This window comes from Acidisoma sp. S159 (genome assembly GCF_009766125.1).
Taxonomy (GTDB): Bacteria; Pseudomonadota; Alphaproteobacteria; order Acetobacterales; family Acetobacteraceae; genus Acidisoma.
On sequence record NZ_LMUG01000032.1, the window covers coordinates 323,898 to 347,954 of the forward strand.

Annotated in this window: 22 protein-coding genes and 1 pseudogene; 13 read left to right on the forward strand and 10 right to left on the reverse strand. The window is 66.1% G+C overall.

Features of this window, described 5'->3' with window-relative positions; all coding sequences use genetic code 11:
• Nucleotides 1-75: 75 nt before the first annotated feature.
• Nucleotides 76-1,371: a Gfo/Idh/MocA family protein gene (locus tag GSQ92_RS09415; RefSeq protein WP_158803013.1), complete on the reverse strand. Its 1,296-nt coding sequence runs from the start codon at nucleotides 1,369-1,371 to the stop codon at nucleotides 76-78.
• A 140-nt stretch (nucleotides 1,372-1,511) separates the two neighbouring features.
• On the opposite strand from GSQ92_RS09415, the gene GSQ92_RS09420 reads away from it, so the two are divergent.
• Together GSQ92_RS09420 and GSQ92_RS09425 are read left to right on the forward strand one after the other, a co-directional pair.
• Nucleotides 1,512-2,261, forward strand: coding sequence for a 2-keto-4-pentenoate hydratase (locus tag GSQ92_RS09420; protein WP_158803014.1), 750 nt, complete (start codon nucleotides 1,512-1,514; stop codon nucleotides 2,259-2,261).
• 57 nt (nucleotides 2,262-2,318) lie between these two features.
• The gene (locus GSQ92_RS09425; protein WP_158803015.1) at nucleotides 2,319-3,200 is read left to right on the forward strand and encodes an aldo/keto reductase; all 882 of its coding nucleotides are present in this window, start codon (nucleotides 2,319-2,321) and stop codon (nucleotides 3,198-3,200) included.
• Nucleotides 3,201-3,259: 59 nt separating this feature from the next.
• Here GSQ92_RS09425 and moaA read toward each other — a convergent pair whose 3' ends face one another.
• Entirely contained in the window at nucleotides 3,260-4,306 is a 1,047-nt protein-coding gene (moaA, locus tag GSQ92_RS09430) for a GTP 3',8-cyclase MoaA (protein WP_158803016.1), read from the reverse strand.
• Nucleotides 4,303-4,485, reverse strand: a complete 183-nt coding sequence (locus tag GSQ92_RS09435) for a DUF3553 domain-containing protein (RefSeq protein WP_159013384.1) — start codon at nucleotides 4,483-4,485, stop codon at nucleotides 4,303-4,305. The genes moaA and GSQ92_RS09435 overlap by 4 nt, the downstream gene beginning before the upstream one ends.
• A gap of 85 nt (nucleotides 4,486-4,570) precedes the next feature.
• On the opposite strand from GSQ92_RS09435, the gene GSQ92_RS09440 reads away from it, so the two are divergent.
• The 3 genes from GSQ92_RS09440 (at nucleotide 4,571) to GSQ92_RS09450 (ending at nucleotide 7,192) form a co-directional block, all read left to right on the forward strand.
• Complete coding sequence (locus GSQ92_RS09440) at nucleotides 4,571-5,203, forward strand: hypothetical protein (protein ID WP_159013385.1); 633 nt, start codon at nucleotides 4,571-4,573, stop codon at nucleotides 5,201-5,203.
• A gap of 88 nt (nucleotides 5,204-5,291) precedes the next feature.
• Entirely contained in the window at nucleotides 5,292-6,143 is an 852-nt protein-coding gene (locus GSQ92_RS09445) for a UDP-2,3-diacylglucosamine diphosphatase (protein WP_158803019.1), read from the forward strand.
• 5 nt (nucleotides 6,144-6,148) lie between these two features.
• Nucleotides 6,149-7,192 (forward strand): glycosyltransferase family 1 protein, encoded by a 1,044-nt coding sequence (locus tag GSQ92_RS09450; protein ID WP_159013386.1) that lies wholly within the window; start codon nucleotides 6,149-6,151, stop codon nucleotides 7,190-7,192.
• 13 nt (nucleotides 7,193-7,205) lie between these two features.
• Here GSQ92_RS09450 and zapE read toward each other — a convergent pair whose 3' ends face one another.
• Nucleotides 7,206-8,384 carry a cell division protein ZapE gene (gene zapE, locus GSQ92_RS09455; protein WP_159013387.1) on the reverse strand — a complete coding sequence of 393 codons (1,179 nt, stop codon included), beginning with the start codon at nucleotides 8,382-8,384 and terminating at the stop codon, nucleotides 7,206-7,208.
• Between the two features lie 249 nt (nucleotides 8,385-8,633).
• Here zapE and GSQ92_RS09460 point away from each other — a divergent pair, with 249 nt between their 5' ends.
• The 6 genes from GSQ92_RS09460 (at nucleotide 8,634) to GSQ92_RS09485 (ending at nucleotide 16,021) form a co-directional block, all read left to right on the forward strand.
• Nucleotides 8,634-9,212: a cob(I)yrinic acid a,c-diamide adenosyltransferase gene (locus GSQ92_RS09460; RefSeq protein ID WP_159013388.1), complete on the forward strand. Its 579-nt coding sequence runs from the start codon at nucleotides 8,634-8,636 to the stop codon at nucleotides 9,210-9,212.
• Between the two features lie 56 nt (nucleotides 9,213-9,268).
• Complete coding sequence (locus GSQ92_RS09465; protein ID WP_158803023.1) at nucleotides 9,269-10,222, forward strand: outer membrane protein assembly factor BamD; 954 nt, start codon at nucleotides 9,269-9,271, stop codon at nucleotides 10,220-10,222.
• 35 nt (nucleotides 10,223-10,257) lie between these two features.
• Nucleotides 10,258-11,952, forward strand: coding sequence for a DNA repair protein RecN (recN, locus tag GSQ92_RS09470; RefSeq protein ID WP_159013389.1), 1,695 nt, complete (start codon nucleotides 10,258-10,260; stop codon nucleotides 11,950-11,952).
• A 68-nt stretch (nucleotides 11,953-12,020) separates the two neighbouring features.
• Complete coding sequence (gene ligA, locus GSQ92_RS09475) at nucleotides 12,021-14,102, forward strand: NAD-dependent DNA ligase LigA (RefSeq protein WP_158803025.1); 2,082 nt, start codon at nucleotides 12,021-12,023, stop codon at nucleotides 14,100-14,102.
• A gap of 219 nt (nucleotides 14,103-14,321) precedes the next feature.
• Nucleotides 14,322-15,305, forward strand: coding sequence for a UDP-3-O-acyl-N-acetylglucosamine deacetylase (gene lpxC, locus GSQ92_RS09480; RefSeq protein ID WP_158803026.1), 984 nt, complete (start codon nucleotides 14,322-14,324; stop codon nucleotides 15,303-15,305).
• Between the two features lie 71 nt (nucleotides 15,306-15,376).
• On the forward strand, nucleotides 15,377-16,021 hold the full coding sequence (locus tag GSQ92_RS09485; protein ID WP_254066595.1) for an outer membrane lipoprotein carrier protein LolA: 645 nt from the start codon (nucleotides 15,377-15,379) through the stop codon (nucleotides 16,019-16,021).
• Between the two features lie 51 nt (nucleotides 16,022-16,072).
• Here the strand turns inward: GSQ92_RS09485 and GSQ92_RS09490 are convergent, their stop codons facing one another.
• From GSQ92_RS09490 to GSQ92_RS09500, 3 genes are all read right to left on the reverse strand, one after another.
• Nucleotides 16,073-16,327, reverse strand: coding sequence for a DUF3297 family protein (locus tag GSQ92_RS09490; protein WP_158803027.1), 255 nt, complete (start codon nucleotides 16,325-16,327; stop codon nucleotides 16,073-16,075).
• A 55-nt stretch (nucleotides 16,328-16,382) separates the two neighbouring features.
• Nucleotides 16,383-17,915 carry a YifB family Mg chelatase-like AAA ATPase gene (locus GSQ92_RS09495; RefSeq protein WP_158803028.1) on the reverse strand — a complete coding sequence of 511 codons (1,533 nt, stop codon included), beginning with the start codon at nucleotides 17,913-17,915 and terminating at the stop codon, nucleotides 16,383-16,385.
• Nucleotides 17,916-17,978: 63 nt separating this feature from the next.
• Nucleotides 17,979-18,995 (reverse strand): LacI family DNA-binding transcriptional regulator, encoded by a 1,017-nt coding sequence (locus tag GSQ92_RS09500; RefSeq protein WP_159013390.1) that lies wholly within the window; start codon nucleotides 18,993-18,995, stop codon nucleotides 17,979-17,981.
• Between the two features lie 112 nt (nucleotides 18,996-19,107).
• Between GSQ92_RS09500 and GSQ92_RS09505 the strand changes: the two genes are divergently transcribed.
• A complete protein-coding gene (locus GSQ92_RS09505; RefSeq protein ID WP_159013391.1) occupies nucleotides 19,108-20,301 on the forward strand; it encodes a phytanoyl-CoA dioxygenase family protein in 1,194 nt (397 codons plus the stop codon).
• A gap of 38 nt (nucleotides 20,302-20,339) precedes the next feature.
• On the opposite strand, the pseudogene GSQ92_RS30880 reads toward GSQ92_RS09505, so the two are convergent.
• From GSQ92_RS30880 to GSQ92_RS09520, 3 genes and pseudogenes are all read right to left on the reverse strand, one after another.
• Nucleotides 20,340-20,504 (reverse strand): annotated as a pseudogene (locus GSQ92_RS30880) (type II toxin-antitoxin system RelE family toxin); the annotation flags it as partial.
• Between the two features lie 231 nt (nucleotides 20,505-20,735).
• Nucleotides 20,736-22,067, reverse strand: a complete 1,332-nt coding sequence (locus GSQ92_RS09515; RefSeq protein ID WP_159013392.1) for an LLM class flavin-dependent oxidoreductase — start codon at nucleotides 22,065-22,067, stop codon at nucleotides 20,736-20,738.
• Between the two features lie 102 nt (nucleotides 22,068-22,169).
• On the reverse strand, nucleotides 22,170-23,009 hold the full coding sequence (locus GSQ92_RS09520) for an oxidoreductase (RefSeq protein ID WP_158803032.1): 840 nt from the start codon (nucleotides 23,007-23,009) through the stop codon (nucleotides 22,170-22,172).
• Between the two features lie 108 nt (nucleotides 23,010-23,117).
• Here GSQ92_RS09520 and GSQ92_RS09525 point away from each other — a divergent pair, with 108 nt between their 5' ends.
• Nucleotides 23,118-24,047, forward strand: coding sequence for a LysR family transcriptional regulator (locus tag GSQ92_RS09525; RefSeq protein WP_158803033.1), 930 nt, complete (start codon nucleotides 23,118-23,120; stop codon nucleotides 24,045-24,047).
• The last annotated feature ends 10 nt before the right edge of the window (nucleotides 24,048-24,057 follow it).

Consider the following 24,057-nt stretch of genomic DNA (forward strand, 5'->3'; position numbering starts at 1 on the left):
GGTCGATTGTGCCTTCCGTGTGCGCCCTGTGCAAGCATTCTCTACCGAGTCGTGCGAACCTTCCCCGCTTAAATCTCAACTCATACCCTCGATGCCCGGCAACATCCCCCTGGTGACATCCCAGCGCCCCGTCGGCCCGCCCGCGAGCGATACTGGCGCGCCGCCACTAGCAGCCGAGCGGTAGATTGCCTCGATGATCCGCAGGTCCTGCAGCCCCTCCTCCCCCGGCGTCAACGGCGTCTTGTCGTTGCGGATCGACCAGGCGAAGGCGTCCATTTCGCGCGCGAACTGGTCGTTCGGGGCGAGACCGATCGTACTGACGGTATTCGCCTCCCCGGCCTTCCGGCCAACCCTGAGCTCCAGGCTGTTATAGGAGAAGGCCGGGCTCATCTCGAACCAGGCCTTTTCCGACTGCACGCGCAAGTGATTGCTTTGATGAAAGGAATAGCCGGAGCTGCAAGTCGCGACCGTGCCCGAGGGGAAGCGCAGCGTGAACTGCGCGATATCCTCGATCTCGCGGAAACGCGGGTCGCTATCGGGTCGGGTAATCCGCCCTGTCACTTCCACCGGCTCCTCCCCGGTGATGTAGCGCGCGGCGTTGAAACAATAGATGCCGACATCGACCAGGCTGCCGCCGCCGGCCATCGCCTTCTTCTGCCGCCACTGGCCATTATTGGCGTCGTTCTGGCCGTTCACCGCATCGATCAACCGGATCGGCCCATTCGCCGGATCGCGCGCCATGGCGATGAGCCGGCGCTGATGTGGCTCGTACTGCATGCGATAAGCGATCATCAGCCTGCGCTTCGCCTTCGCACAGGCGTCGATCATGGCGCGGGCATCCGCAACGTTGGTCGCCATCGGCTTTTCGCACAACACATGCATGCCCGCCTGCGCCGCCCGCACCGTGTATTCCATGTGCAGCGCATTCGGCAGCACGATGTAGACGATGTCGACATCGGGATTGTCCCGCAGCTTGTCGAAGTTCGCATAGTCATAGAGATGCGTCTCCGGCACGCCATATTGCGCCGCCACCGCCCGCGCCTTGTCGCGTTCGCCACTGACTAAAGCGGTCACCCGCACGCTTTTAGCGTGTCCGAAACCCGGCAGGATCTGGTTCAACGCGAGATGGCCAAGCCCTACCACCGCGACCCCGAGCCGCGCCTTGACCGGGTCGCTATTGACAGTTGGCGGGTCGCTATCCGTGCTCGTGTCATGCAATGGCGGCAGGATCACGCGATCTTGCGAGACACTTCCGAAAAGCGCCGCCGGCTGATCAGAGGGCAAGGTCGCCGCCTCGGCTCGTGCGATCCCGAGGCCCGCGAGGCCCGCCGCCGTGGTCCCGAACAAGCCACGCCGCGATAGCTCGGCCATAATCGCATCCCCCTCGTGTCGTGGGGGCACTTGGGCCGCCGCAAACCGCGTTCAACGCCGGTCACGCGCCTGCGAAGCGGCGTTGCCGCTGGAACCCCGCAAGCGCAATCTTCGTGAAAGAGGATCGGGCGGAACACATCATGAGCACAGCTGAAAATACCGGTCTCTCCGCCAGCCTCCTCGAGGCCAGACGTATCGGACGCACCGTCGCCATGGGCCAACCACCCGCCGATGAGGCAGCAGCCTACGCGATCCAGCATGAGGTCGCTCGCGGCCTCGGCGAGATCGGCGGTTGGAAGGTCGGCGCCACGGGTCCTGAGGGTCCGCCCAATGCGGCGCCGCTGCCAGCCTCGGGCATCCTGCCGTCACCCGCCCGGCTCGACCCCACGATCTATACCGACAGGCTGGTTGAGTCGGAGATCGCTTTCCGCCTCGCGCACGACCTGCCGAAGCGTGACGCCGCCTATTCGGCGGACGACATCCTGGCCGCCATCGGAAGCTGCCACCCCGTCATAGAGGTGGTGCAATACCGTATCGCGGACCATGCAAATGCTCACCCGCTCACCAAGCTCGCCGACAATATCGGCCACGGCGCGCTGATCGTGGGTGCGGAAGTGCCGGGCTGGCGAGAAATTGACTTCGCCACCCTGACGGTGGAGCAGCAGATCGGCGGCGGCGTGCCGATGATGCGCGTCGGCAACCCGGCCGGCGATATGATCCGCCTGATCGTCTGGCTCGCCAATCACGGCGCCGTCTGGGCCGGCGGCCTGAGGGCGGGACAGATCATCACCTGCGGGTCATGGACCGGCGCCGTCGCGGCCCCTGCGGATGCGAGCGTCATGACCCGGTTCAACGGGCTGGAACCGGTGCAGGTCAGTTTCACAGTGTAAGACGCTTCCACTCGCGCCTAGGGGCGCCAACTGAAGCGCGATGCAAGGAGAGCACGAATGACGGAAATCAATGCGGCCGCGAGCGGCCGGTTCAAGATCGGCGGCGACCTCGAGGTTGTCCGGCTTGGCTTCGGCGCCATGCGGATCACAGGCAAGGGAATCTGGGGACCTCCCGCCGACGTGGAGGAGGTGAAGCGGACGCTGCGCGCCGTGCCGGAACTCGGCATGACCCTCATCGACACCGCCGATAGCTACGGCCCGTACGTGAGCGAGGATCTGATCACCGAGGCGCTGCACCCCTATCCCGGCCTGACCATCGCCACCAAGGGTGGCCTGACGCGACATGGCCCCGACCAATGGGCTCCGCTCGGCCGACCCGAATACCTGCGCCAATGCCTGCTGATGAGCCTGCGACGCCTCCGGCTGGAGCGCATCGACCTCTGGCAGCTTCACCGCATCGACTCCAAGGTGCCGGCGGAGGAGCAGTTCGGGGTGATCGCCGCCATGAAGTCGGAAGGCCTTATCCGCCATGTTGGACTGAGCCAGGTTTCGGTCGCGGAGATCGAGGCGGCGGCGAAGCACTTCCCGGTGACGACAGTGCAGAACCGCTACAATCTCGTCGATCGGAGCAGCGAGGATGTCCTCGCCTACTGCGAAACCAAGGGCATCGGCTTCATCCCATGGGCACCGCTCAACGCCGGCGGTCTGGCGAAGGAAGGCTCGTCGCTGAGCAAGATCGCCGCCAAGCTCGGCGTCAATGCTGGTGAGGTCGCTTTGGCCTGGATGCTGCAGCGCTCGCCGGTGATGCTGCCGATCCCCGGCACAAGCACCACCGCCCACCTGCGCGAGAATGTGCAGGCAGCGTCGCTCAAGCTCTCAGCAGAAGACTTCGCTGCTCTGGACCGTCAGGGCCGCGACGAGTGGAAGACCAAGCAGTAGATTTTACTTAGGCGATTTAAAAACGGCCGTGGCGGGAACGCCATGGCCGTTAGGCCGCGTCACCCCCCTGTCATGCTCATGTGCCGGGCGATGAGTGGCTGAGGACGGCGCCGGTCGATGACGAAGTCATGCGCCTTCGGCTTGCGACCGATCGCCTCGCGGATGATGGCCTCCATTTCCGCATCCGAGGCGCCGTCTCGCATCGGGCTGCGCAAATCCGCGCAATCCTCCTGCCCGAGACACAGGAATAGCGTTCCCGTGCATGTCAGCCGCACGCGGTTGCAGGTATCGCAGAAATGCTCGGTAAGCGGAGTGATAAAGCCAACCCGACCGCCCGTTTCGGCGATCTGCCAATAGCGCGCAGGCCCCGCCGCGGGACCCGGCGGCTCGGTCAGGCGCCACATCGTCCAGCGCCGCTGCAACTGGTCTCGTACGCGGGAAAGCGGCAGATACTGGTCAGCGCGATCCTCCCCCGTCTCGCCCAGAGGCATTGTCTCGATGAGGCAGAGGTCGAAACCCTGCTCGCCACACCAGCCGATAAGCTCGTCGAAGTCGTCCTCGTTCACGCCACGCAGCGCCACCGTATTGATCTTGATGCGCAGCCCGGCGGCTTTGGCCACGGCGATGCCGTCGAGCGTCTGACCCAGCTTGCCACCGCGCGTGATCGTGCTGAACCGCGCCGCGTCCAAGGTATCGAGGCTGACATTGAGCCGGCGCACCCCAGCGGCACGCAACCCATCGGCGTAGCGGCCGAGCTGCGAGCCGTTCGTGGTGAGCGTGAGTTCCTCGAACCCGCTCCGGCCTAGCTCTCCCCCAAGGCTTTGCACCAGCCGCATCACGTCCCGGCGGACCAAAGGCTCGCCACCCGTAATGCGCAGCTTCCGGGTGCCGAGGCGGATGAAGATCCTGCCGAGCCGGTCCAGTTCCTCGAAGGTCAGGAGTTCGTCGCGCGGCAGGAAGGTCATGTGTTCCTGCATGCAGTAGACGCAACGCAAGTCGCACCGGTCGGTCACCGAGAGCCGCACATAGGAAATCGCCCGCCCGAACGGATCTGTCAGGGGTATCGGACGAGCGCTTTCAGCCAGGGCAACCGACTGGCCGCTCATTCGTCCGCCAGTTCGAGTGTGATGACTGTCGCGTCGATAAGAACCTTACCCGCATGTTCAAAGTTCACGGTGATCCGGTCGTGGATGACAGATTGCACTTGCCCAGTGCCCCAATCCGGGCATCCCGGATGACGAACGCGGGCGCCAGGCTCGATCAGCAAGAATACTGGGTAGGACATAAACCCCGCCTTCAACCCTCTTCGGCTTTCTAGGCTAGCCGACCACCGTTTCTCGGTGACTGCCGTTCGGCTGAGAGGTAGCGTCATGATCACCGAACTGCGTCTGGCTGAGCTCCTCTGCGCCCAACTCTGCCATGACATGAGCAGTCCTATCGGTGTCATATTAGGTGCGCTGCCCCTGCTGCGCCAAGGGGGCCTAAATGCGGAGGAAGCCGGCGAAATCGCGGATCGGGCCATGCGCGAGGCCGCCGCGCGGCTGAAGCTACTGCGCGCCGCCTGGAGTGGCGAGCAAGCCGTGCGGACCGGCGCCGATATCGCCACGCTTCTAGACGAAGGGACGCGCCGCATGATCCGTGTCGAGCTCCCGACCCTGGCCCGATGCTATTTTCCCGCGGAAGCGGGCCGTCTGGCCCTCAACCTCGGCCTGCTCGCCGGTCTGAAGCAATCGCGGCCGGTCACGCTGCGCCTCTCGCGGGAGGGCTCGGCGCTGCTGGCAAAGCTGCGCGGGCGCGGCGTCGTCTGGCCGGATAGCCCGACCCCGGGACAGCTTGCGCGCTCACTCCTCGCCACAGCGGCGCGCGAGGATCCCAGGCTGAGCCAATTGCCGGTGACCTTGTTGCTCGCGCGCCGGGCCGGGATGCAGCTCCAGCGCGACCGTGTGAACCACGCCCTGATGCGAGTCACCGGTGCCTTTGCCGAGTTGCGAGCGGGGGGCTGAGTGGCAGTCATGCAAGCTTCACTGTGACGGCGATGCAACGGACGGTAAGCGAGGCCGCGACGACGAAACCCTGACGCGAGTCGCGCACATGAACGACCTGCCGTACGCCGTCGCTTCCCGCCTGGGTCTTGGCCCGAGCACCCCGACCACGCCGCAGCGTGGTTTCCGAACACTGTTCATCTCCGACGTGCATCTTGGGACCCGTGGCAGCAAGGCGGATATGCTGGCGCGTTTCCTCGATGAGACGGCCTGCGAAAAACTCTATCTGGTCGGCGATATCATCGACGGCTGGCGCCTCCGTCGCTCCTGGTACTGGGACGCGCATCATGACGCCGTGCTGCGCTCCATCCTCCGCCATGCGCGGGCGGGCGCAGAGGTCATCTATATCCCCGGCAACCACGACGAGATGTTCCGCGCCTGGCTGCCGATGGGGCTGGAAGTCGCCGGGGTACGGCTGGCCGAGGACGACGTTCATCATGCGGCGGACGGCACCCGGCTGCTGGTGATGCATGGCGACGCCTTCGACAGCGTGGTCCGCTACTTCAAGTTCCTCGCCCTGCTCGGCGACGGTGCCTACAACCTCGCGCTCACGCTGAACCGCTGGTTCAACTGGGGCCGCCGCCACCTCGGCTATCCCTATTGGTCGCTTTCGGCCTGGCTGAAGCGCCAGGTCAAGGAGGCGGTCAAGGCGATCGACCGTTTCGAGACCGCCCTCGCGCAGGAAGCCCGCCGCCGTGGGCTGGACGGTGTGGTCTGCGGCCATATTCACCACGCGGAAATGCGGATGATCGGCACCACGCGCTACTTCAACACCGGCGACTGGGTGGAAAGCTGCTCCGCCTTGGTTGAGCATCACGACGGCCGCTTCGAGCTGATCGACTGGGCGACGATGAACCGGCTTTCGGTCGCCGCCCCTGACCTCGCCACGGCCGCCGCCTGAGCGCCATGGCGGAGGATACGACGTCCCCAGCCTGGCCGCGCCGCGTCGCCATCGTCTCGGACGCCTGGCATCCGCAGGTCAATGGCGTGGTGCGCAGCCTCACCCAGCTCTCGCACGAGCTGACCGCGCGGGGCATCGCGGTGACGGTGATCGGCCCGGATCGCTTCGCCACCCTGCCCTGCCCCTATTATCCGGAGATCCGCCTATCGCTGTGGCCGGGCCGCCGCTTGCGGCGCTTGCTCGCGGAGTTCGGGCCGGACGCGCTGCATATCGCGACCGAGGGGCCGCTCGGCTTCGCCGCCCGCCGCTGGGCCTTGCGCCGCGGCTATGCCTTCACGACCTCGTTTCACACGCGCTTCCCCGACTATGTGGCTGCGCGCCTGCCAATACCGCGCCGCCTCACCTATCGCTGGATGCGCCGCTTCCACTCGGCGGGCTCGGCCGTCATGGCGGCAACCCCGAGCCTGATCGCGGAGCTGCGCGGGCGCGGCTTCTCCAACGTCTGCCTTTGGAGCCGAGGGGTGGATACCGAGGCTTTTAGCCCCGCCCATCGGAAAGAGCAGGCGCCGCGCCGCCCAGTCTTCCTCTATTGCGGCCGCCTCGCGATCGAAAAGAACGTCGCCGCCTTCCTCGATCTCGATCTGCCCGGTACCCGCGTCGTGGTGGGGGACGGGCCGGACCGGGCGGCGCTGGCGGAGCGTTATCCTTCGGCGATCTTCCTTGGCACGCTGAGCGGTGAGGCGCTCAGCAGGGCCTATGCCTCGGCAGATGTCATGGTCTTCCCGAGCCGCACCGATACCTTCGGGCTTGTCGTACTGGAGGCTCTCGCCTGCGGCACGCCGGTCGCGGCCTTTCCGGTGCCCGGGCCGCGCGACATCATGGGGAATGCCGATCCCAGCGTGGGCGCGCTCGACGAAGATCTGCGCCGGGCGGCGCTCGCGGCGCTAAAAGCCGATCGCGGCCAATGCCGCCGCTTCGCCGAAGGCTTTTCCTGGTCCGCCGCAGCGGCGATGTTCATGGGCAACCTGGTCCCGATCGCCCGCGCTTGACGGACACGGACCCTCAGGTCAGGTGCGGTAGCGCCAGATAGGTGTCGCTCTGCATCTCAATCAGCCGTGAGGCCGTGCGTAAAAAGGCTTCGGCGCCGTCACCCGATGGGTAGAGCCCATCCGGCACCGCGGCGGCGGAAGCCACCAGCTTCACCCGATGCTCATAGAGCGCGTCGATGAGATTGATGAACCGCCGGGCCTCGTTGCGATTCGCCGGCGAGAGGATCGGCACCTCGTCCAGCACCACAGCCTGAAAATGCGTGGCGATCGCCAGATAGTCGCCAGCGCCTAAGGAGCGGGCGCAAAGCTCCTCGAAGGAAAAGCGCGCGACGCCGCCCGCCGCACGCGTTACCGGCAGGCTGCGGCCCATGACATGGAGCACCGTCGGTTTCACGGGCGCGCCCTCGGAAAGCTGCTGAAAGGCGGTAGAGAGGAAGACCTCCGCCGCGCCGTCGGCTGGAACGTGCCAAGTGTGACCCGTGTCACTCCGCGCGCGGCGATAGTCTCGCCGGGCATCCAGCACGAGGACGTCGAGGTGATCCTTGAGGATGTCGATGAAGGGCAGGAAGGCATCGCGGCCCGGCTGACCCCGAAAAAGATCATCCGGCAAGGTGTTCGAGGTCGCGACCACGACTACGCCGCGCTCGAACAGTGCCTCGAACAGCCGTCCGAGGATCATCGCATCGGCGATGTCGTTGACCTGGAATTCGTCGAAGCACAGCAGGATGGCATCCTCCGCCAGCGCATCGGCCAGCGGCAGGATCGGATCCGTGCCCTCAGGGTTCGCCTGTTTCCAGGCGTGGATCCGCTTATGCGTCTCCTGCATGAAGGCGTGGAAGTGGATTCGGCGCTTGCGGGGCACGTCCGCCGCCGCGAAGAACAGGTCCATGAGCATGGACTTGCCGCGCCCAACCGCGCCGACAAGGTAAAGCCCGTGGATCGTATGGCTCTGCGCCTCATCGACCGGTTTGCGGCGAAGGAAGCGCCGAAACAGTGAATTCTGGCCGAGCCGCGCCGGAGGATCATAGCCGCGCAGCTTGACCCAAAGCGCGTGCAACCGCTCGGCGGCGGAAAGCTGCGCCGGATCCGACACCAGTGTGCCCGACGCGATTTCTCGCCGGTACAGGGCAAGCGGCCCAATATCCGGAGGAACCTCGCTCGAGAGAGTTGGGGGATGAACCAGGACGTCCATGCTGCACCGCAACCTAGTGCATGGATTCTGACCACACAATGAGCGGCCTAACGTCAATTCGGCGCAAATCCTCGGCATTTCGTATTACCGGGACTGCATCAAGTGCAGGGCTCGACGCGTGCGCTAACGCTGGCCGGGCGCGGACGCCCCCGCTAGCCCTTAGCCCCTGGCGCCCCGCCCTTGCCCGTCGTAACGGCAGTCCCTGCGGCGGCTACCCATCGCTCCGTCAATCCTATTGGAGGCACAGTCATGGCCATACGCATCGACCGGGTGGTCACGCGCGGCGGCGACGGCGGCCAAACCTCGCTGGGCACCGGCGAGCGGGTTTCGAAAGCTGCGCCACGAATCGAGGCGATCGGCGCGGTGGATGAAGCCAATGCGGCCATCGGCGTGCTGCGGCTCCATACGCGCGACCGGCCGGAAGAGGACGCGATGCTTGCCCGCATCCAAAACGATCTCTTCGACCTCGGCGCCGACCTCTGCGTCCCGCCGCCCGAGAATGGTCCGGACGAACGCTTGCGGGTGAGCGCGGAGAGCGCTGGCCGCCTGGAAGCGGAAGTCGCGGCGATGAATGAGACTTTGCCGCCGCTCACCAGCTTTGTACTGCCCGGCGGCACGACAGCCGCCGCCTTCGCCCATGTGGCACGAACAGCCGTACGCCGGGCCGAGCGCGCGACCGTGACGCTGGCCGCTGCCGAGGTGGTCAATCCTTGGGCGGTCCGGCTGCTCAATCGACTGTCGGACCATCTCTTCGTTCTCAGCCGGGCACTGAATGCTGGCTCAGGATTGGAGGTTGTCTGGGTTCCGGGCTCCAGCCGAAAGTCGTGATTACGGCTTCCCGCGGGTCTTCGCGCGCGATGGGTAAGTGGCTATAAGCCCGGACGATGTCGCAGAAACGCAGCTATTTCCCGCTCGCCGCCCTGATTCTGGCCCCCTGCCTGACCGTTGGTCTGGCGGGCTGCGGCATATTCAATAGTGGCCCGTCCAAGAAAGAGTTGACGTCGATCTACGCCAAGTCGCCGCCGCAGGCGGTCTACAACGCGGGCATCAACAATCTTCAGAAGGGGAATTATCAGGAGGCGGTCGATGCCTTCAATTCAGTGGAAGAGAACGCGCCTTATTCCCCCTGGGCGACCAATGCCCAGCTCATGCACGGCTACACGGAATATCTGCGCAGCCACTACACGGACGCGATCAGCGCGCTGAACCGCTACATCGACCTCCATCCGGCTGACCGTGACATCGCCTACGCCTATTACCTCCGCTCCCTCTGCTATTATGAGCAGATCTCCGACGAGCAGCGTGACCAGCGGACGACGCATGACGCCATCGGCGCCCTGCAGGATGTGGTGAATCGCTTCCCCGACAGCGCCTATGCGCGGGATGCCCAGCTCAAGATCGATCTCGCGAACGACCAGCTCGCGGGACACGAGATGGTCATCGGCCACTTCTATGAGAAGCAGCATTTCTATGCAGCCGCCATCGGCCGCTACCAGTCGGTCGTCAACAACTACCAGACGACCAACCACACCGCCGAGGCGCTGGAGCGGCTGACCGAGATTTACCTCAAGCTCGGCATGACCGATGAGGCGCGGCGCACCGCCGCCGTGCTGGCCTATAACTATCCCGGCAGCCCCTGGTATCAGCAGGCCTTCGGCAAACTCGCCGCCGAGGACGTGATCGACCGCAAGACCGGCACCGCGACGCTTGCCGAGGCTGGCCATACCACCACGATCGCCGGCACGACCGCAGACCCTGCCTCGCCGTTGGCGGCCCGTCCGGTCGCGGCCACGCCACCGCCGAAATCCTCGGGGGGCTTCTTCGGCTGGCTGTTCTGATACTTTCCCCCCTCTGACGCGGATGGCCTGGGTCCATGCTCAGCGCGATATCCATCCGCGACGTGGTGCTGATCGACCGGCTCGATCTCACCTTCGGCGACGGCCTGACAGTGCTTACCGGAGAGACTGGGGCCGGTAAGTCGATCCTGCTCGATAGCCTCGGCCTGGCGCTTGGGGTCCGGGCTGATAGCGGCCTTATTCGCGCGGGCCAGGAACAGGCCGCCGTCACTGCCTTCTTCACACCACCGCCCGCCCATCCCGCTTTCGCGCTGCTCGCCGAGCAGGGGCTGGAGGGCGACGAGGATATCGTGATCCGCCGCGTGGTGAGCCGCGACGGCCGCTCGCGTGCGTTCGTCAATGACCAGCCAGTCAGCGCCGGCCTGCTGCGTCGTCTCGCGGCCTTGCTGGTCGAGGTACAGGGCCAGCACGACCAGATCGGGCTGGCGGACCCCGCCGCCCACGGCCCGCTGCTCGACGGCTTCGGCGTGACACCCGCACTGACCTCGGCCGTCGCTGCCGCCTGGACGACCTGGCGGACAGAGACGACGGCGCTCGATGCGGCGCGGCGCGCCATGGCGGAGGCGGCGCGCGATGAGGAATGGCTGCGCCATACCGTCGATGAGCTCGGCAAGCTGCGGCCGGAACCCGGCGAGGAAACGCGGCTCGCCGAAACCCGCCACGCGATGCAGCAGGCGGTGCGCCGAGCTGAGGGGATCGCCGCTGCGCTCGCGGAAATCGCCCCGCGTGAACGCCGGAACCCAGGGCCCGCCGCCGCATTGCGTGCCGCCGCGCGCGGATTGCAGCGATTGGTGCCCGCCGGCGAGGGTGAAACCGGGCCGCTCGCCCCCGCCATGGCAGCCTTGGACCGTGCCGAGGAGGCTTTGGCCGAGGCCGAAACGCTGCTGTCCCGACTTGGCCAGGAGGCGGATGCCGATCCGCGTGTTCTTGAGCAGGCTGAGGAGCGGCTTTTCGCCCTCCGCGCGGCAGCCCGCAAACACGGCATCGCTGTCGATGAACTTCCCGCACTGCAGGACGAACTCAGTGCTCGCCTCGCCGCGCTCGACAGCGGCACGGCCGGGGTCGCCGAGCGGGTCGCCGCCGTCGCCGCCGCTCGCAAACTTTACGTCGTGCGCGCCGAGGCGTTGAGCGCCGCACGCACCGAAGCCGCTCGTAATCTGGAAGCCGCGATCTCGGCCGAATTGCCGCCCCTCCGCCTCGACAAGACGCGCTTCGTCGTGGAGCTTCTGCCGCTGGACGAAGCAGGCTGGGGGGCGCGCGGGGCCGAAGCGGTGCGCTTCCTCATCGCGACGAATCCGGGGCAGGCGCCGGGTCCGATCGAGCGCATTGCCTCGGGCGGCGAGCTGTCGCGCCTCATGCTGGCGCTGAAGCTGGTGCTCAGCCGTGGTTCGCCCGTCGGCACGCTGGTTTTCGACGAAGTGGATTCGGGGATCGGTGGTGCTACAGCCGCGGCCGTCGGCGAAAGACTTGCGCGGCTCGCCCAGGGCATCCAGCTTCTAACCGTGACGCATAGCCCGCAGGTCGCGGCGCGCGGGGATGCGCATCTGCGCGTCGCCAAGGCATTGGATGGCGAACGCAGTGTCACGCGTGTGGAGGCGATGACGGGGAACGCAAGGCGAGAGGAATTGGCGCGCATGCTATCCGGCGAGCAGGTAACGGAAGCGGCGCGGGCTGCGGCGGATAGCCTGTTGGGAAATCGGGCCCGCGTATAGGCCAAACTCCCATCCCTTCCAGGGGTGAGGCAGGTCGCAACTTTGATCAGGGCGCCGGAGCGGACGACATGACCAAGAAGCCCAGTCCTCGCGCGCAGACGAAAACCTCAGTCACGGCCGAACTCGCCGAACTCGCGGCCAAGATAGCCAAGGCTGACCAAGCCTATCACGGCGATGACGCGCCCGAGATGACCGACGCGGAATACGACGCGCTGCGCCGGCGCCATGCCGAGATCCTCGAGGCGCATCCGGACCTCGCAACTCCGGACGCGACCGAAGCGGTCGGCGCCCCGCCCGCCGCCGGTTTTGGCAAGTGGCCGCATGGCGTGCCCATGCTGTCGCTCGACAATGCCTTCGCCGCCGCTGATTTCGAGGAATTTGAGGCCCGCATCCGGCGCTTCCTCGGCTTCAAGACCGACAACGCGCTGCATTTCCTCGCCGAACCGAAGCTGGACGGCCTCTCCATTTCCCTGACCTACGAGGAAGGAAAGCTCGTCGCTGCCGCCACGCGCGGCGACGGCTTCGTGGGCGAGGAAGTCACCGCCAATATTCGAACCCTCGGCACCGTGCCGAAGACCTTGAAGGGCAAGGCGCCCGCGCGGATCGAGATCCGTGGCGAGGTGCTGATGACCAAAGCGGATTTCCTTGCGCTCAACGCGGCGCAGGAGAAAGCCGGCGAGCGGCTTTTCGCCAATCCGCGCAACGCGGCGGCCGGCAGCCTGCGCCAGCTCGATGCCCGCATCACCGCGAGCCGCCCGCTCTCCTTCTTCGCCTATGCGATGGGCGAGGCGAGCGAGAGCGTCGCGGAGACGCATTCGGCCTATCTCGACCGCCTGGCCGCCTGGGGCTTCGCCGTCAATCCCCTGCGCCACGCGGTGGCTGGCGGCGGCGAGGCGGGGGCGTTTCAGCAGGAGATGGCCGAGACGCGGGCCACGCTGCCCTATGACATCGACGGCGTCGTCTACAAGCTGGACGACCTCGGTTTACAACGCCGCCTCGGCTTCGTCGGGCGCGCGCCGCGTTGGGCGATCGCCTGGAAATTCCCCGCCGAGCAGGCGGTCACCTTGCTGCGCGACATCCGCATCCAGGTCGGCCGCACCGGCGCACTGACCCCCGTCGCCGAGCTGGAGCCGATCAATGTCGGCGGTGTTCTGGTGACACGCGCAACGCTGCACAATGAGGATGAGATCGCGCGCAAGGATGTACGGATCAGCGACACGGTCATGCTGCAGCGGGCCGGCGACGTGATCCCGCAAATCCTCGGCATCCTGCCGGACAAAAGACCCCACGGCGCGACGCCTTGGGTGCCGCCGGAGACCTGTCCGATCTGCGGCTCGGTGGCGCTTCGGCCGCCCGGCGAGGTGGTGCGGCGCTGCACCGGCGGCCTGATCTGCCCCGCCCAGGCGGTGGAGCGGATCATCCATTTCGTCTCGCGTGGTGCGTTCGATATCGAGGGGCTGGGCGACCGGACGGTTGCCGAGTTCTACGATGACGGCCTCATCCGTGGCCCGGCCGATATCTTCGCCCTTCCGGAACACGAGGCGGAGATCGCGAAGCGTGAGGGCTGGGGCAAGCTTTCTGCCGCCAATCTTATGCGGTCGATCGAGGCACGCAGGAAAATCCCGCTCGCGCGTTTCCTCTTCGGCCTCGGCATCCGCCGCATCGGGGAAGTGAACGCCAAGCTCCTCGCGCGCCACTACGGCAGCTTCGCCCATTGGCGGGAGCAGATGCTGGCGGCGCGCGTAGTGGGATCGGAGGAGCGCGAGGCGCTGGGCGGCATCATCGGCGTGGGACCGGCGGTGGCCGAGGAGCTCATGGAATTCTTCGCCGAACCCCGCAACATTCAGGCGCTCGATGCGCTGGCCGCCGTGCTGACGATCGAGGACGCGGCGGTCGCGAGCGGCAACAGCCCCCTCGCCGGCAAGACCATTGTCTTCACCGGCGGCATGGCGACGATGACGCGGCCCGAGGCCAAGGCGCGGGCGGAGGAATTGGGTGCCCGTGTCACCGACAGCGTCTCGAAGAACACGGACTACGTCGTGGCCGGAGCTGATGCCGGATCGAAGGCGCGCAAGGCGGCCGCCCTCGGCCTTACCGTGCTCGACGAGGCGGGATGGCGGGCGCTTGCGGGTCTCCCGTCCGAGATATAGTCCGACTGAAAAGCATCCCGCACCGCAGCAGAGCAAACTAACTAACCGTGCTGCTTGCCCGAGGTTTTTGTTTTAGTTCGAGAGCCTTATGAGCGAAACATCCAGCAACAATCCTTGACTGGCGAGGATCGCGCGCGGCCCTTAACTACTGTTAACGCAATGCGGTCTCAGCCAGTTGGCTAATGCCGCTCCGAGTCCGGACGGGTCAGGAGAGCTTTTATGGATGGATTGCCCGGACACTATGCCGAGATTGCCGCGCCCGCCCTGTCGCGCACTCTGCGTGAGGCGATCGATTGCGTCGGCGTCGGCCTGCATAGCGGTCGCCGGGCTCATCTGACGCTGCGGCCCGCAGCGGCGGGAACCGGCATTCTGTTCCGGCGCACCGATCTCGGCATCGACATCCCGGCCCGTTACGATCTCGTTTCCGACACTCGGCTTTGCACCCGGCTTTCCACGGAAGACGGGTCGGATGTTAGCGTCGGCACGATCGAGCATCTCATGGCCGCATTGGCGGCAACTGGGATCGACAATCTCCTCGTTGAGGTTGATGGACCCGAACTGCCGATCTTCGACGGCTCCGCCGCGCCCTTCCTCTTCCTGATCGATTGCGCCGGCATCGCGGAACTCGCGGCCGCCCGGCCGGTGATCGAGGTGCTCAAGCGCGTCACGGTGCGGGACGGGGACGCCTCGGCGGTGCTCGAGCCGCTGCCCTCGGGCCGTAGCTGGCATGGTCTCGACATCACCATGTCGATCGATTTCGCCGCTGCCGCCATCGGCCGTCAGGATTGTAGCTTTCGCCTGTCCGAAAGCGCCTTCCGCGCCCAGGTCGCCGAGGCGCGCACTTTCGCGCTATCAGAGGAAATCGACGAGCTTCGCGCGGCCGGTCTCGCGCGCGGCGGCAATCTCGGCAATGCCGTAGTGGTGGAAGGCGAGCGTGTGCTCAATCCCGCCGGTCTGCGCATGCCGGATGAATTCGTCCGGCACAAGGTGGTGGACGCTGTGGGCGATCTGGCGCTTGCCGGTGGCACCCTTTTTGGCCGCTTTACAGGCCACCGGTCGGGCCACCGTCTCAACAACCTCGTGCTCCGCGCGCTTTTCGCCGACCGCCGCGCCTGGCGGATGATCACGGCTGGCGCCATGAGCGCTCGCGGCATCTCGGTTCCCGCCTCCTCCTCGCTCAGCATGGGTTCGCTGGCGGCATAATCGTGGCGGCGATGCGCTTCCATTGCATCATGTGACGCTGCCGCCTTCCTAAAGTCGCGCGTGAGTGCCACATGATCGGCATGAAGAGACGCAGCTTCCTTACCCTCCTGCCTGCCACCGGCCTCGGCCTCCTCGCGCCCGGGATCGCCCGCGCCCAGCTTGCCGCAGCCCCGCCGCGAAGCGCGCGGGACGAAGCCGACATCGCGCGCATCGAGAACTATCTCAACGGCATCCATACGCTGAAGGCGCGCTTCCTGCAGGTCGATGCCAATGGCAACAGCATCGGCGGCGATGCCTGGATGCAGCGGCCAGGCCGCATGCGGTTCCAATACGATGCGCCCGCCAGCATGCTGCTGGTCGCGGGCCATGGCTTGCTCGTCTACTACGATCCGGCAGTGCGGCAGACGAGCAATCTGTTCTTGTCGAGCACGCCCCTAGGTCTGCTCCTGGAAGACAACCTCCGGCTGTCGGGCTCGGTGACCGTCACCGGCCTCGCCCGCGCCAAGGGCCAGATTCAGGTGACCCTGGTGCGCACGCAGCGCCCGAATGACGGCACCATCACCCTCGTCTTCGCCACCGACCCGCTGACCCTGCGGAGCTGGATCATCCGGGATGCCCAGGGGCGCCAGACCCAGGTGAGCCTCTACGACGTGCAATACGGCGGCACCTTCCCGCAGAGTCTTTTCACTTTTGTCGGGCCGCAATTTCAGAAGTGAGGCCACGCGGCGCCGTTTGTGGCGCGGCGGCAAACCGTGCGGCTGCGCGGCTCAGCCCTTCGCGTCCGCCCCGTCTCGCAGATAGGGTTCCACGGGTCCGGTAAGCTTCATCGTCAGCGGCATGCCGTGGCGATCGACGGATTTGCCCACGGCGACGCGCACCCAGCCCTCGCTCACGCAGTATTCCTCGACATTGGTCTTCTCGACACCTTTGAAGCGAATGCCGATGCCACGCTCAAGCAAAGCCTGGTTGTAGTGCGGGCTGCGCGGATTGGTGGAGAGGCGGTCGGGGAGCGTATCGGACATTGGATCAGCCTTCGAAGGAACACGCGGAACCCTTAGCCCCTTCCGGCGCTTCCCCTCAACGCCCCAGCGGGTCACGGCCAGCGGCTCGGAGCACCGGCTGACCCGGCGGGCGGTGGCGATAGGCAAGCGCCTCCGCCACATCCATGCGCCGCACCTCCGCCACGCCAGCCAGATCCGCGATGGTGCTGGAGACCCGGAGCAGGCGCGTGAAGCCCCGCGCGGATAGTCGCAGGCGTTCGGAGGCAGTCTCCGCCAGCAAACGTCCTTCCCCGCTGATGAGAAGGCTACCAATGTCAGCCTCATTGTTGAGCAGCGTCTCGCCGAGGCGGCGCCTTTGCCGAAGGCGCGCCGTGGCGACACGCGCGGCGACGAGGGCGCTCGCTTCGCCTTCCGGCGCGCGGGAGAGTTCGGTGGGCGTGATCGGCGAGACCTGAATGACGAGGTCGATGCGGTCGAGCAGCGGGCCGCTTATGCGTCCCTGATAGTCCTCCGCGCAGCGCGGGGCTCGACCGCATTCGCGCGCCGCATCGCCGAAATGGCCGCAGCGGCAGGGGTTCATCGCCGCGATGAGCTGGAAGCGCGCCGGGTAGGTGATGTGGGCGGCCGCCCGCGCAACGGTGGTGCGCCCGGCTTCGACCGGCTGCCGCAGGGCTTCGAGGGCAGCACGGGGAAACTCCGGCAATTCATCGAGAAACAGCACGCCGCGATGGGCAAGACTGACCTCACCCGGTCGCGCGCGCTGGCCACCACCGGAGAGTGCCGCTTGCGACGCCGAATGATGCGGTTCGCGAAACGGCGGTCGCTTCAGCAGGCGCCCGCCCTCCAGCATGCCGGCAACGCTGTGCACCATGCTGACTTCGAGGGCCTCCAGCGGCGACAGATCCGGCAGCAGCCCCGGCAGACGGCAGGCAAGCATGGATTTGCCCGCTCCCGGCGGCCCGATCATGAGCAGATGATGCCCGCCCGCCGCCGCGATCTCCAAGGCGCGCCGCGCCGTTTCCATGCCTTTTACCTGAGCCAGGTCCGGACCCTCCGGTACTTCCGCCACGCCGCCGGATGCGGGCGGACTGAGAAGCTGGGTGCCGCGGAAATGGTTGATCAGCGACATGAGGTCGGGTGCCGCGAGGATCTCGATATTGCCTGCCCAGGCCGCTTCGGGGCCCTGCGACGCCGGGCAGATAAGCCCCCATTCGCGCGTCGCCGCCGCCATCGCGGCCGGCAGCACGCCCGCCACGGCGGCGATGCTGCCATCCAGCGCAAGTTCTCCCAGCGCCGCGTAACCCGCGAGTTCCTCGTATGGGAGTATGTCCATCGTGCCGAGTACGGCCAGCGCCATGGGCAGATCGAAATGGCTGCCCTCCTTGAGCTGGTCGGCGGGCGCCATATTGATCAGCACGCGCTTCGGCGGCAGCGACAGGCCCATCGCGGAGAGCGCCGCGCGCACCCTTTCCCGCGCTTCGGCGACCGCCTTATCCGGCAAGCCGACGACCAGGAAGTTGGGGATGCCGTTCGAAAGCTGTGCCTGAACCTCGACTGGCACAGCCTCGATGCCCGAGAAGGCGAAGCTGCGCACCCGCACGATCGCCATCGGAAACTTTCGTTGCTAAGTCGCATCAATAAGCGCGCGGCGCATCGGTGTCCATGCTGCCGCTCAACCCGGAAGATTGAATGGTGTAATCACCTGCACCGGGGACAATCCGCTCGCGAACTCCGGCAGCGCGCCATGGGCGACCATGATGTGGCGGCAGGCGGTCCGCATGTCCTGCCTTAGCTCGTGATGCAGCACCGCGCTGATCCGCCGCGCCCGCAACAGCGCCGCATTGTCGGCATCGACGTCGTGGCCCACGAAGACCCGGCAGGCACGGCCCGCCGCCGCGAAGGCAGCGACAATGGCGCGGTTGCCACCGCCGACCGAATAGACCGCCACGATATCGGGCGCCGCCGCCAGCGCCTCCCCGACCAGCGCGCCGGTCTCACGGTCGATCCCACGCCCCTCGCTGACCTCCGAGACGCTTACCCAGGGGTAGTCGTGTCGCAGCGCCTGGCGGAAGCCGACCTCGCGCTCCTCCTCGCCGCGGAAGCGATTGCTGCTAAGGGTGACCAGAACGCGGGACGGCGCCGACCCCAGCCATTCGCCGATTAGGTAAGCCGCGGTTTCTCCCGCCGCCCGGTTGTCGATGCCGACATAAGCGCGCCGCCGGGCATGCGGCAGATCCGTTGCGATCGTCACTACCGGAATGAAAGCCGCTGCCAGCCGATCGACTGCCGCCGCCACCTCCGGCACATCGGGCGCTTTTAGGATAACGCCGTGGCTGCCACGATTGCGGATGCGCTCCAGCGTTTCGATCATCGCGCTTTCGGGCAAAGCCTCCGCGAGATGGAAGCGCGAGCGGAACACCGCCGGCTGGAGCATAGGCAACTCCGCCTCCAATGCCGCCCGCACCTCGGCACTGAACCGCGCCGGCGCCTCCATCACGAGGTCGATGGTGAAGCGGCGGCCGACCAAGGCGCGCTGTCGGGTCTGCGCCGCAAGGTCGCCGATCGCCTCGGTGACGCGTTGCTGCGTCAGGCTCCGCACGCCACCGCGTTGATTGAGCACGCGATCCACGGTCGCGACGCTGACCCCAGCCTGCGCCGCGATCTCCTTGACCAGGAAATCACGCGACATCAGGTGCAGACTTGAACCAGGGATCGTTGAGGGGTTTTTGAGGGATTCCTGCGCTGCTGGTCCATGCAAAGGCTTCTATGCTGTAGGCAGAAACGAACCAAGGGACGTCGCCGTGAAAACCGACAATCTTGCCCCATTGCGCGCTGATCGCGTCTTCCTCGCCCAGGACCGCACCTGGCTCGATGACTTCACACCCCTTCTGGCGCACGAAACGCGGCCGGAGGATTATCCCTTCGCCGCCGAGATCGCCTCTCAGGTTCTCATCTACGATTGCGACCGAGTGCGATCGGCGGCGGCCATGCCCGAAACCCGCCGCGCCCTCCTCGCCGAATGGGCTGAGGCGATGATGACCGGTCCCGGCATCATCGTGCTGCGCCGCGCCTTCACCGATATGGCGGCGATCGACGCCGCGAGCGACGCGTTCCGCGCCATCATCGCCGAGCAACACGCGAACCATACCGGCGGCGGCGACCACTTCGCCAAGCCGGGCGCGAATGACCGCATCTGGAACGCCCTCGAAAAGCTCTGCCTGCGCGAGCCGGAGATCTTCGCGCGCTACTACGGCAATGCGGTGCTCGCCTTGGTCTCGGAGGCCTGGCTCGGCCCGGCCTACCAGATGACGTCGCAGATCAACGTGGTGAATCCGGGCGGCACGGCGCAATCCGCGCATCGCGACTATCATCTCGGCTTCCAGACTCCCGCGATGATGGAGCGCTACCCGGCGCATGTGCACCGCCTGTCGCCCGCGCTCACGCTGCAAGGCGCCGTCGCGCATTGCGACATGCCGCTGGAGAGCGGGCCGACGCTCTACCTGCCCTATTCGCAAACCTACGAGCCCGGTTACCTCGCCGTGACAACGCCGGCCTTCGCGGCCTATTTCGACAAGCATCACGTGCAACTGCCGCTGGCCAAGGGCGACGCGGCTTTCTTCAACCCCGCACTCTTCCATGCCGCCGGCACCAACCGCTCGCGCGACATCTATCGGATGGCAAACCTTCTGCAGGTGTCTTCAGCTTTCGGCCGCGCGATGGAAAGCGTCGACCGCACGCGCATGAGCGCCGCGTTGTTTCCCGCGCTCGCCGCGATGCGCGCGGATGGCCGCATCTCCGAAGCCGAAGCGGCGAACGCCGTCGCTTCCTGCGCGGAGGGCTATTCCTTCCCGACTAATCTCGACCGCGACCCGCCGATTGGCGGTCTCGCGCCCCAGACCCAGCAGGCGCTCATGCTACAGGCGCTGACGGAGAAGTGGACAGGAGCGGCGTTCGAGGAGACGCAGGCGAAGCAGGCGGACAAGCGTCTGACTTGAGGTTTGGGGGACAGTGTGAGCCCCACCTCCGGCCGCGGCTAAGGTCTATACACGTCTCGACGGCTACCCACACGGACATTCGGGACGGCGAGAAGGTCGTCCTGGATATCCACAGAGATTCGGAAATCGCCGACACGGTATCGCCAGAAATCTCCCAGCTCCGACCCCTCCAGAGCCCTCCCAATGCTGCGCAGATCTTCAAGTCTCGCGACCCGAGTTTATAGAAAGCCGAGCACATGTTTCGCTGAGGAAGCGTCAAGCCCGGCAATATCTTTCAGAGCGGCCGGATAGAACTCGATCTTCTATGCCATGCATCTTGATCGAGTCTTCCAGCGGTATGGCTTTGGTATTCCCACCGGCGAAAGGCTTTTTCCTGGTTCCCTTGTCGGAGAGCACAACGGCCGCGGGTCAACTATTTAACCCCCCTTGGACTCTCAACCCCCGAAAAACCGGTTCCCCGGCCGCCTCAACCCCAAATTTTCCCGCAACGTCCGGCCCTCATACGCCGTCCGGAAAATCCCCCGCCGCTGCAACTCCGGCACAACCCTATCGACGAAATCCTCCAAACCCTCCGGCAAAAACGGGAACATGATGTTGAACCCGTCCGACCCATCCTGCCGCAACCAGGCCTCCATCTCGTCGGCGATCATCGCCGGCGTGCCGATCATCTCCAGACTTCCGTAGCTTCCGCCAACATATTGCGCGAGTTGCCGCACAGTCAGATTCTCGCGTCGCGCCTTTTCGACCAACCGCTCACGCGCACTCTTGCTCGCATTGGTTTCCGGAATTTCGGGCAGCGGCCCATCGAGGTCGAAGTGAGACGCATCAGTCCCCAGCTGCACCGAAAGCGAAGCGATCGAACTTTCCGCGTTCACCAAACTATCGAGCCGCGCTTTTTTCTCCCGCGCCTCGCTCTCGGTCGCACCGACCACCACGAAACAACCAGGCAGGATCAGCAGCTGATCCGCCGCCCGGCCATAGCGCGCCATGCGCCCCTTCACGTCGGCGTAGAAGGCGCGGCCCTGCTCGAGCGAGGCCTGACTCGTGAACACCATCTCCGCCGTCTCGGCCGCTATTTCGCGTCCCGCTTCGGAGGAACCCGCCTGCACGATCACCGGCCAGCCCTGGATCGGCCGCGCCACATTCAGCGGGCCGCGCACCGAAAGCTCCGCGCCCTTGTGGTTGAGAACATGCATGCCCTCGGGGCGGAAAAACACGCCGCTCTCCTGGTCGCGCAGAAAGGCGTCATCCGCCCAGCTATCCCAAAGTCCGGTGACGACATCATAGAACTCACGCGCTCGGCGATAGCGGTCCGCATGCGCCACATGCTCGTCCCGGCCGAAATTCATCGCCTCGTTGGGGTTGCCCGAGGTCACCAGATTCCAGCCGGCCCGGCCGTTGCTGATGTGATCGAGCGAGGCGAAGCGGCGCGCCACCTGATAGGGCTCGTTATAGGTGGTCGAGGCGGTGGCGATCAGGCCAAGCCGCTCGGTCACCACGGCCAGCGCCGGCAACAATGTCAGAGGATCGAAGGAGGTCACGGTGGCGCTCCGCTTCAACGCCTCCATCGGCATATTCATGACCGCCTGGTGATCGGCCATGAAGAAGGCGTCGAAGAACCCGCGCTCCAAAGTTTGGGCGAGATACTTCAGGTGGGGAAAACTGAAATTCGCATCCGCCCAGGCGCCGGGATATCGCCAGGCGGCGGTGTGGATGCTGACCGGGCGCATGAAGGCGCCGAGGCGAAGGCGGCGAGGTTCAGGCATGACAGGTCCTTCGGGCTGGGAGACCGACCAAACAGTCTCCACGCTGCCCGAAGGATGGCGCGCCGGCGCGGCAGTGGCCAGCCGCGCCGGCGGCGAGGCTGCTCAGTCGAAATCGGTGGACATGGAAAGGCCGCGCCAGGCGTCGATCTCCGCCTGCAAGGCGAGCAGCTTTGCATCCACCAGCGTCACCGCATCGGGGCCGAGCAGCAGATGGGCCGGCGGATTGTCGCTCGCCACCAGTTTGAGGATGGCTTGCGCGGCCTTGCGGGGATCGCCCGGCTGCTTACCGTCCCGCGCCTGCCGCGCCGCACGCACCGGCTCGAACAGCGCGTCGTAATCGGCGATCACCCGCGGAGCGCGCACCATGGAGCGCCCCGCCCAATCCGTACGAAAGCCGCCGGGCGCCACAGCGGTCACCGCGATGCCGAAATCCTTGACCTCCTTGCCGAGCGTCTCGGAGATGCCCTCCAGCGCGAATTTACTGCCGTGGTAGAAGCCGACCCCCGGAAAGGTCACGATCCCGCCCATCGAGGTGATGTTGATGATATGGCCCGAACGGCGAGCCCGCATGAAAGGCAGCACCGCCTTCAGCACGGCGACGGCGCCAAATACATTCACATCGAACTGGCGGCGCAGATCCTCCATCGAGGATTCCTCAATGATCCCTTCCATGCCGTAGCCGGCATTGTTGACGAGCACATCGATCCCGCCGATTTCCTTCTCGATCTCGCCGACCACGCGGGGAACCGCCTCATAGTCGGTCACGTCAAGCAGCTTGGCGAAGGACCGTCCTTTCTCCAACCGGTCGAAATCAGCCCGCGCCGCCTCATTGCGCACCGTGCCGACGACACGATGGCCCGCCGCAAGCGCCTCCTCCGACAAAGCGAGGCCGAAGCCCGAACTCACGCCGGTGATGAAGAATGTCTTCGCGTTCTCGGTCATTGGCTTAACTCCTATTCCGCTAGGCACAGAATGCCCCAAGGTTATTATAAAGATAATCCGCCCATTTCATCGTAAGCTCCGAAGCCCGACCTTCAGAATGAGGCGGCGATGCGTTCCTACAGTTTCGATGGCCTGCCCCACTTCCTGGCGGTGGCCGAACTCGGCAGCTTCGCGGCTGCGGCACAGAGCCTCGGCGTGTCGCCCTCCGCCGTTAGCCAGGCGGTGCGCGGGCTGGAACAACGCCTCGGCGCCCGCCTCTTCAACCGCACCACGCGCAGCGTCGCGCTGACCGAGGCTGGCGCCCGCTACCTCGAACGCGTGTCTCCCGCGCTCCAGGACATCACGGCGGCCGAGGAGGAAATTGGGAGCGCGGCGCGGCGCCCTCAAGGCAAGCTGCGCCTGAATGTTCTGCGCGCCGGGCATATGATCGTTCTGCAGCCGATCCTCCGCCGCTTTCTCGACGCCTATCCGGAGATCGACCTCGAAATCGTCGTCGAGGCCGGCATGGTCGATGTCGTGCGCGAGGGTTTCGATGCCGGCATCCGCTTCGGGGATGTGGTGGCGCGCGACATGATCGGCGTCAGCGTGGGGCCGCCGCTGACCGCGCATATCCTGGCCGCGCCCGACTACCTCGCAGCACGTGGCGTGCCAAAGCATCCGCGCGACCTGCTCACCCATGACTGCATCTGCTTCCGCCACCGGCCGAGCGGCATGATCGAGCGTTGGGACTTCGCGCGCGGCGGCGAAACGCTCTCCCTGACCGTCACCGGCCGCCTGGTGTTCAACGATTCGGCGGTGCTGGTTCAATCGGCGCTGGACGGCCTCGGCATCGTCTACATGATCAACGGCTATATCGAGCGCTTCCTCGCGGATGGCCGGTTGGTGCGCCTTCTTGCCGATTGGAGCCCGCCACTCGCCGGCTTCAAGCTCTACTACCCGGACCGTCAGCGGGTGCCGCGCAAGCTGCGCGCCTTGATCGATTTCCTCCGCACCGACCTCGCCGCGGAGACGCCCGCGACCGCCGCCGTTCTCGCATGACGAGCCGACG

Excerpts from the sequence above, each read along its gene's own strand:
- GSQ92_RS09415 (WP_158803013.1), bottom strand. The coding sequence starts at position 1,371 with ATGGCCGAGCTATCGCGGCGTGGCTTGTTCGGGACCACGGCGGCGGGC.
- GSQ92_RS09520 (WP_158803032.1), bottom strand. The coding sequence starts at position 23,009 with ATGACCGAGAACGCGAAGACATTCTTCATCACCGGCGTGAGTTCGGGC.
- GSQ92_RS09485 (WP_254066595.1), top strand. The coding sequence starts at position 15,377 with ATGATCGGCATGAAGAGACGCAGCTTCCTTACCCTCCTGCCTGCCACC.
- GSQ92_RS09445 (WP_158803019.1), top strand. The coding sequence starts at position 5,292 with ATGAACGACCTGCCGTACGCCGTCGCTTCCCGCCTGGGTCTTGGCCCG.
- GSQ92_RS09420 (WP_158803014.1), top strand. The coding sequence starts at position 1,512 with ATGAGCACAGCTGAAAATACCGGTCTCTCCGCCAGCCTCCTCGAGGCC.
- GSQ92_RS09450 (WP_159013386.1), top strand. The coding sequence starts at position 6,149 with ATGGCGGAGGATACGACGTCCCCAGCCTGGCCGCGCCGCGTCGCCATC.
- ligA (WP_158803025.1), top strand. The coding sequence starts at position 12,021 with ATGACCAAGAAGCCCAGTCCTCGCGCGCAGACGAAAACCTCAGTCACG.
- GSQ92_RS09465 (WP_158803023.1), top strand. The coding sequence starts at position 9,269 with ATGTCGCAGAAACGCAGCTATTTCCCGCTCGCCGCCCTGATTCTGGCC.
- GSQ92_RS09440 (WP_159013385.1), top strand. The coding sequence starts at position 4,571 with ATGATCACCGAACTGCGTCTGGCTGAGCTCCTCTGCGCCCAACTCTGC.
- GSQ92_RS09515 (WP_159013392.1), bottom strand. The coding sequence starts at position 22,067 with ATGCCTGAACCTCGCCGCCTTCGCCTCGGCGCCTTCATGCGCCCGGTC.
- zapE (WP_159013387.1), bottom strand. The coding sequence starts at position 8,384 with ATGGACGTCCTGGTTCATCCCCCAACTCTCTCGAGCGAGGTTCCTCCG.
- GSQ92_RS09435 (WP_159013384.1), bottom strand. The coding sequence starts at position 4,485 with ATGTCCTACCCAGTATTCTTGCTGATCGAGCCTGGCGCCCGCGTTCGT.
- GSQ92_RS09490 (WP_158803027.1), bottom strand. The coding sequence starts at position 16,327 with ATGTCCGATACGCTCCCCGACCGCCTCTCCACCAATCCGCGCAGCCCG.
- GSQ92_RS09460 (WP_159013388.1), top strand. The coding sequence starts at position 8,634 with ATGGCCATACGCATCGACCGGGTGGTCACGCGCGGCGGCGACGGCGGC.
- GSQ92_RS09495 (WP_158803028.1), bottom strand. The coding sequence starts at position 17,915 with ATGGCGATCGTGCGGGTGCGCAGCTTCGCCTTCTCGGGCATCGAGGCT.
- recN (WP_159013389.1), top strand. The coding sequence starts at position 10,258 with ATGCTCAGCGCGATATCCATCCGCGACGTGGTGCTGATCGACCGGCTC.
- GSQ92_RS09500 (WP_159013390.1), bottom strand. The coding sequence starts at position 18,995 with ATGTCGCGTGATTTCCTGGTCAAGGAGATCGCGGCGCAGGCTGGGGTC.
- lpxC (WP_158803026.1), top strand. The coding sequence starts at position 14,322 with ATGGATGGATTGCCCGGACACTATGCCGAGATTGCCGCGCCCGCCCTG.
- moaA (WP_158803016.1), bottom strand. The coding sequence starts at position 4,306 with ATGAGCGGCCAGTCGGTTGCCCTGGCTGAAAGCGCTCGTCCGATACCC.
- GSQ92_RS09425 (WP_158803015.1), top strand. The coding sequence starts at position 2,319 with ATGACGGAAATCAATGCGGCCGCGAGCGGCCGGTTCAAGATCGGCGGC.
- GSQ92_RS09525 (WP_158803033.1), top strand. The coding sequence starts at position 23,118 with ATGCGTTCCTACAGTTTCGATGGCCTGCCCCACTTCCTGGCGGTGGCC.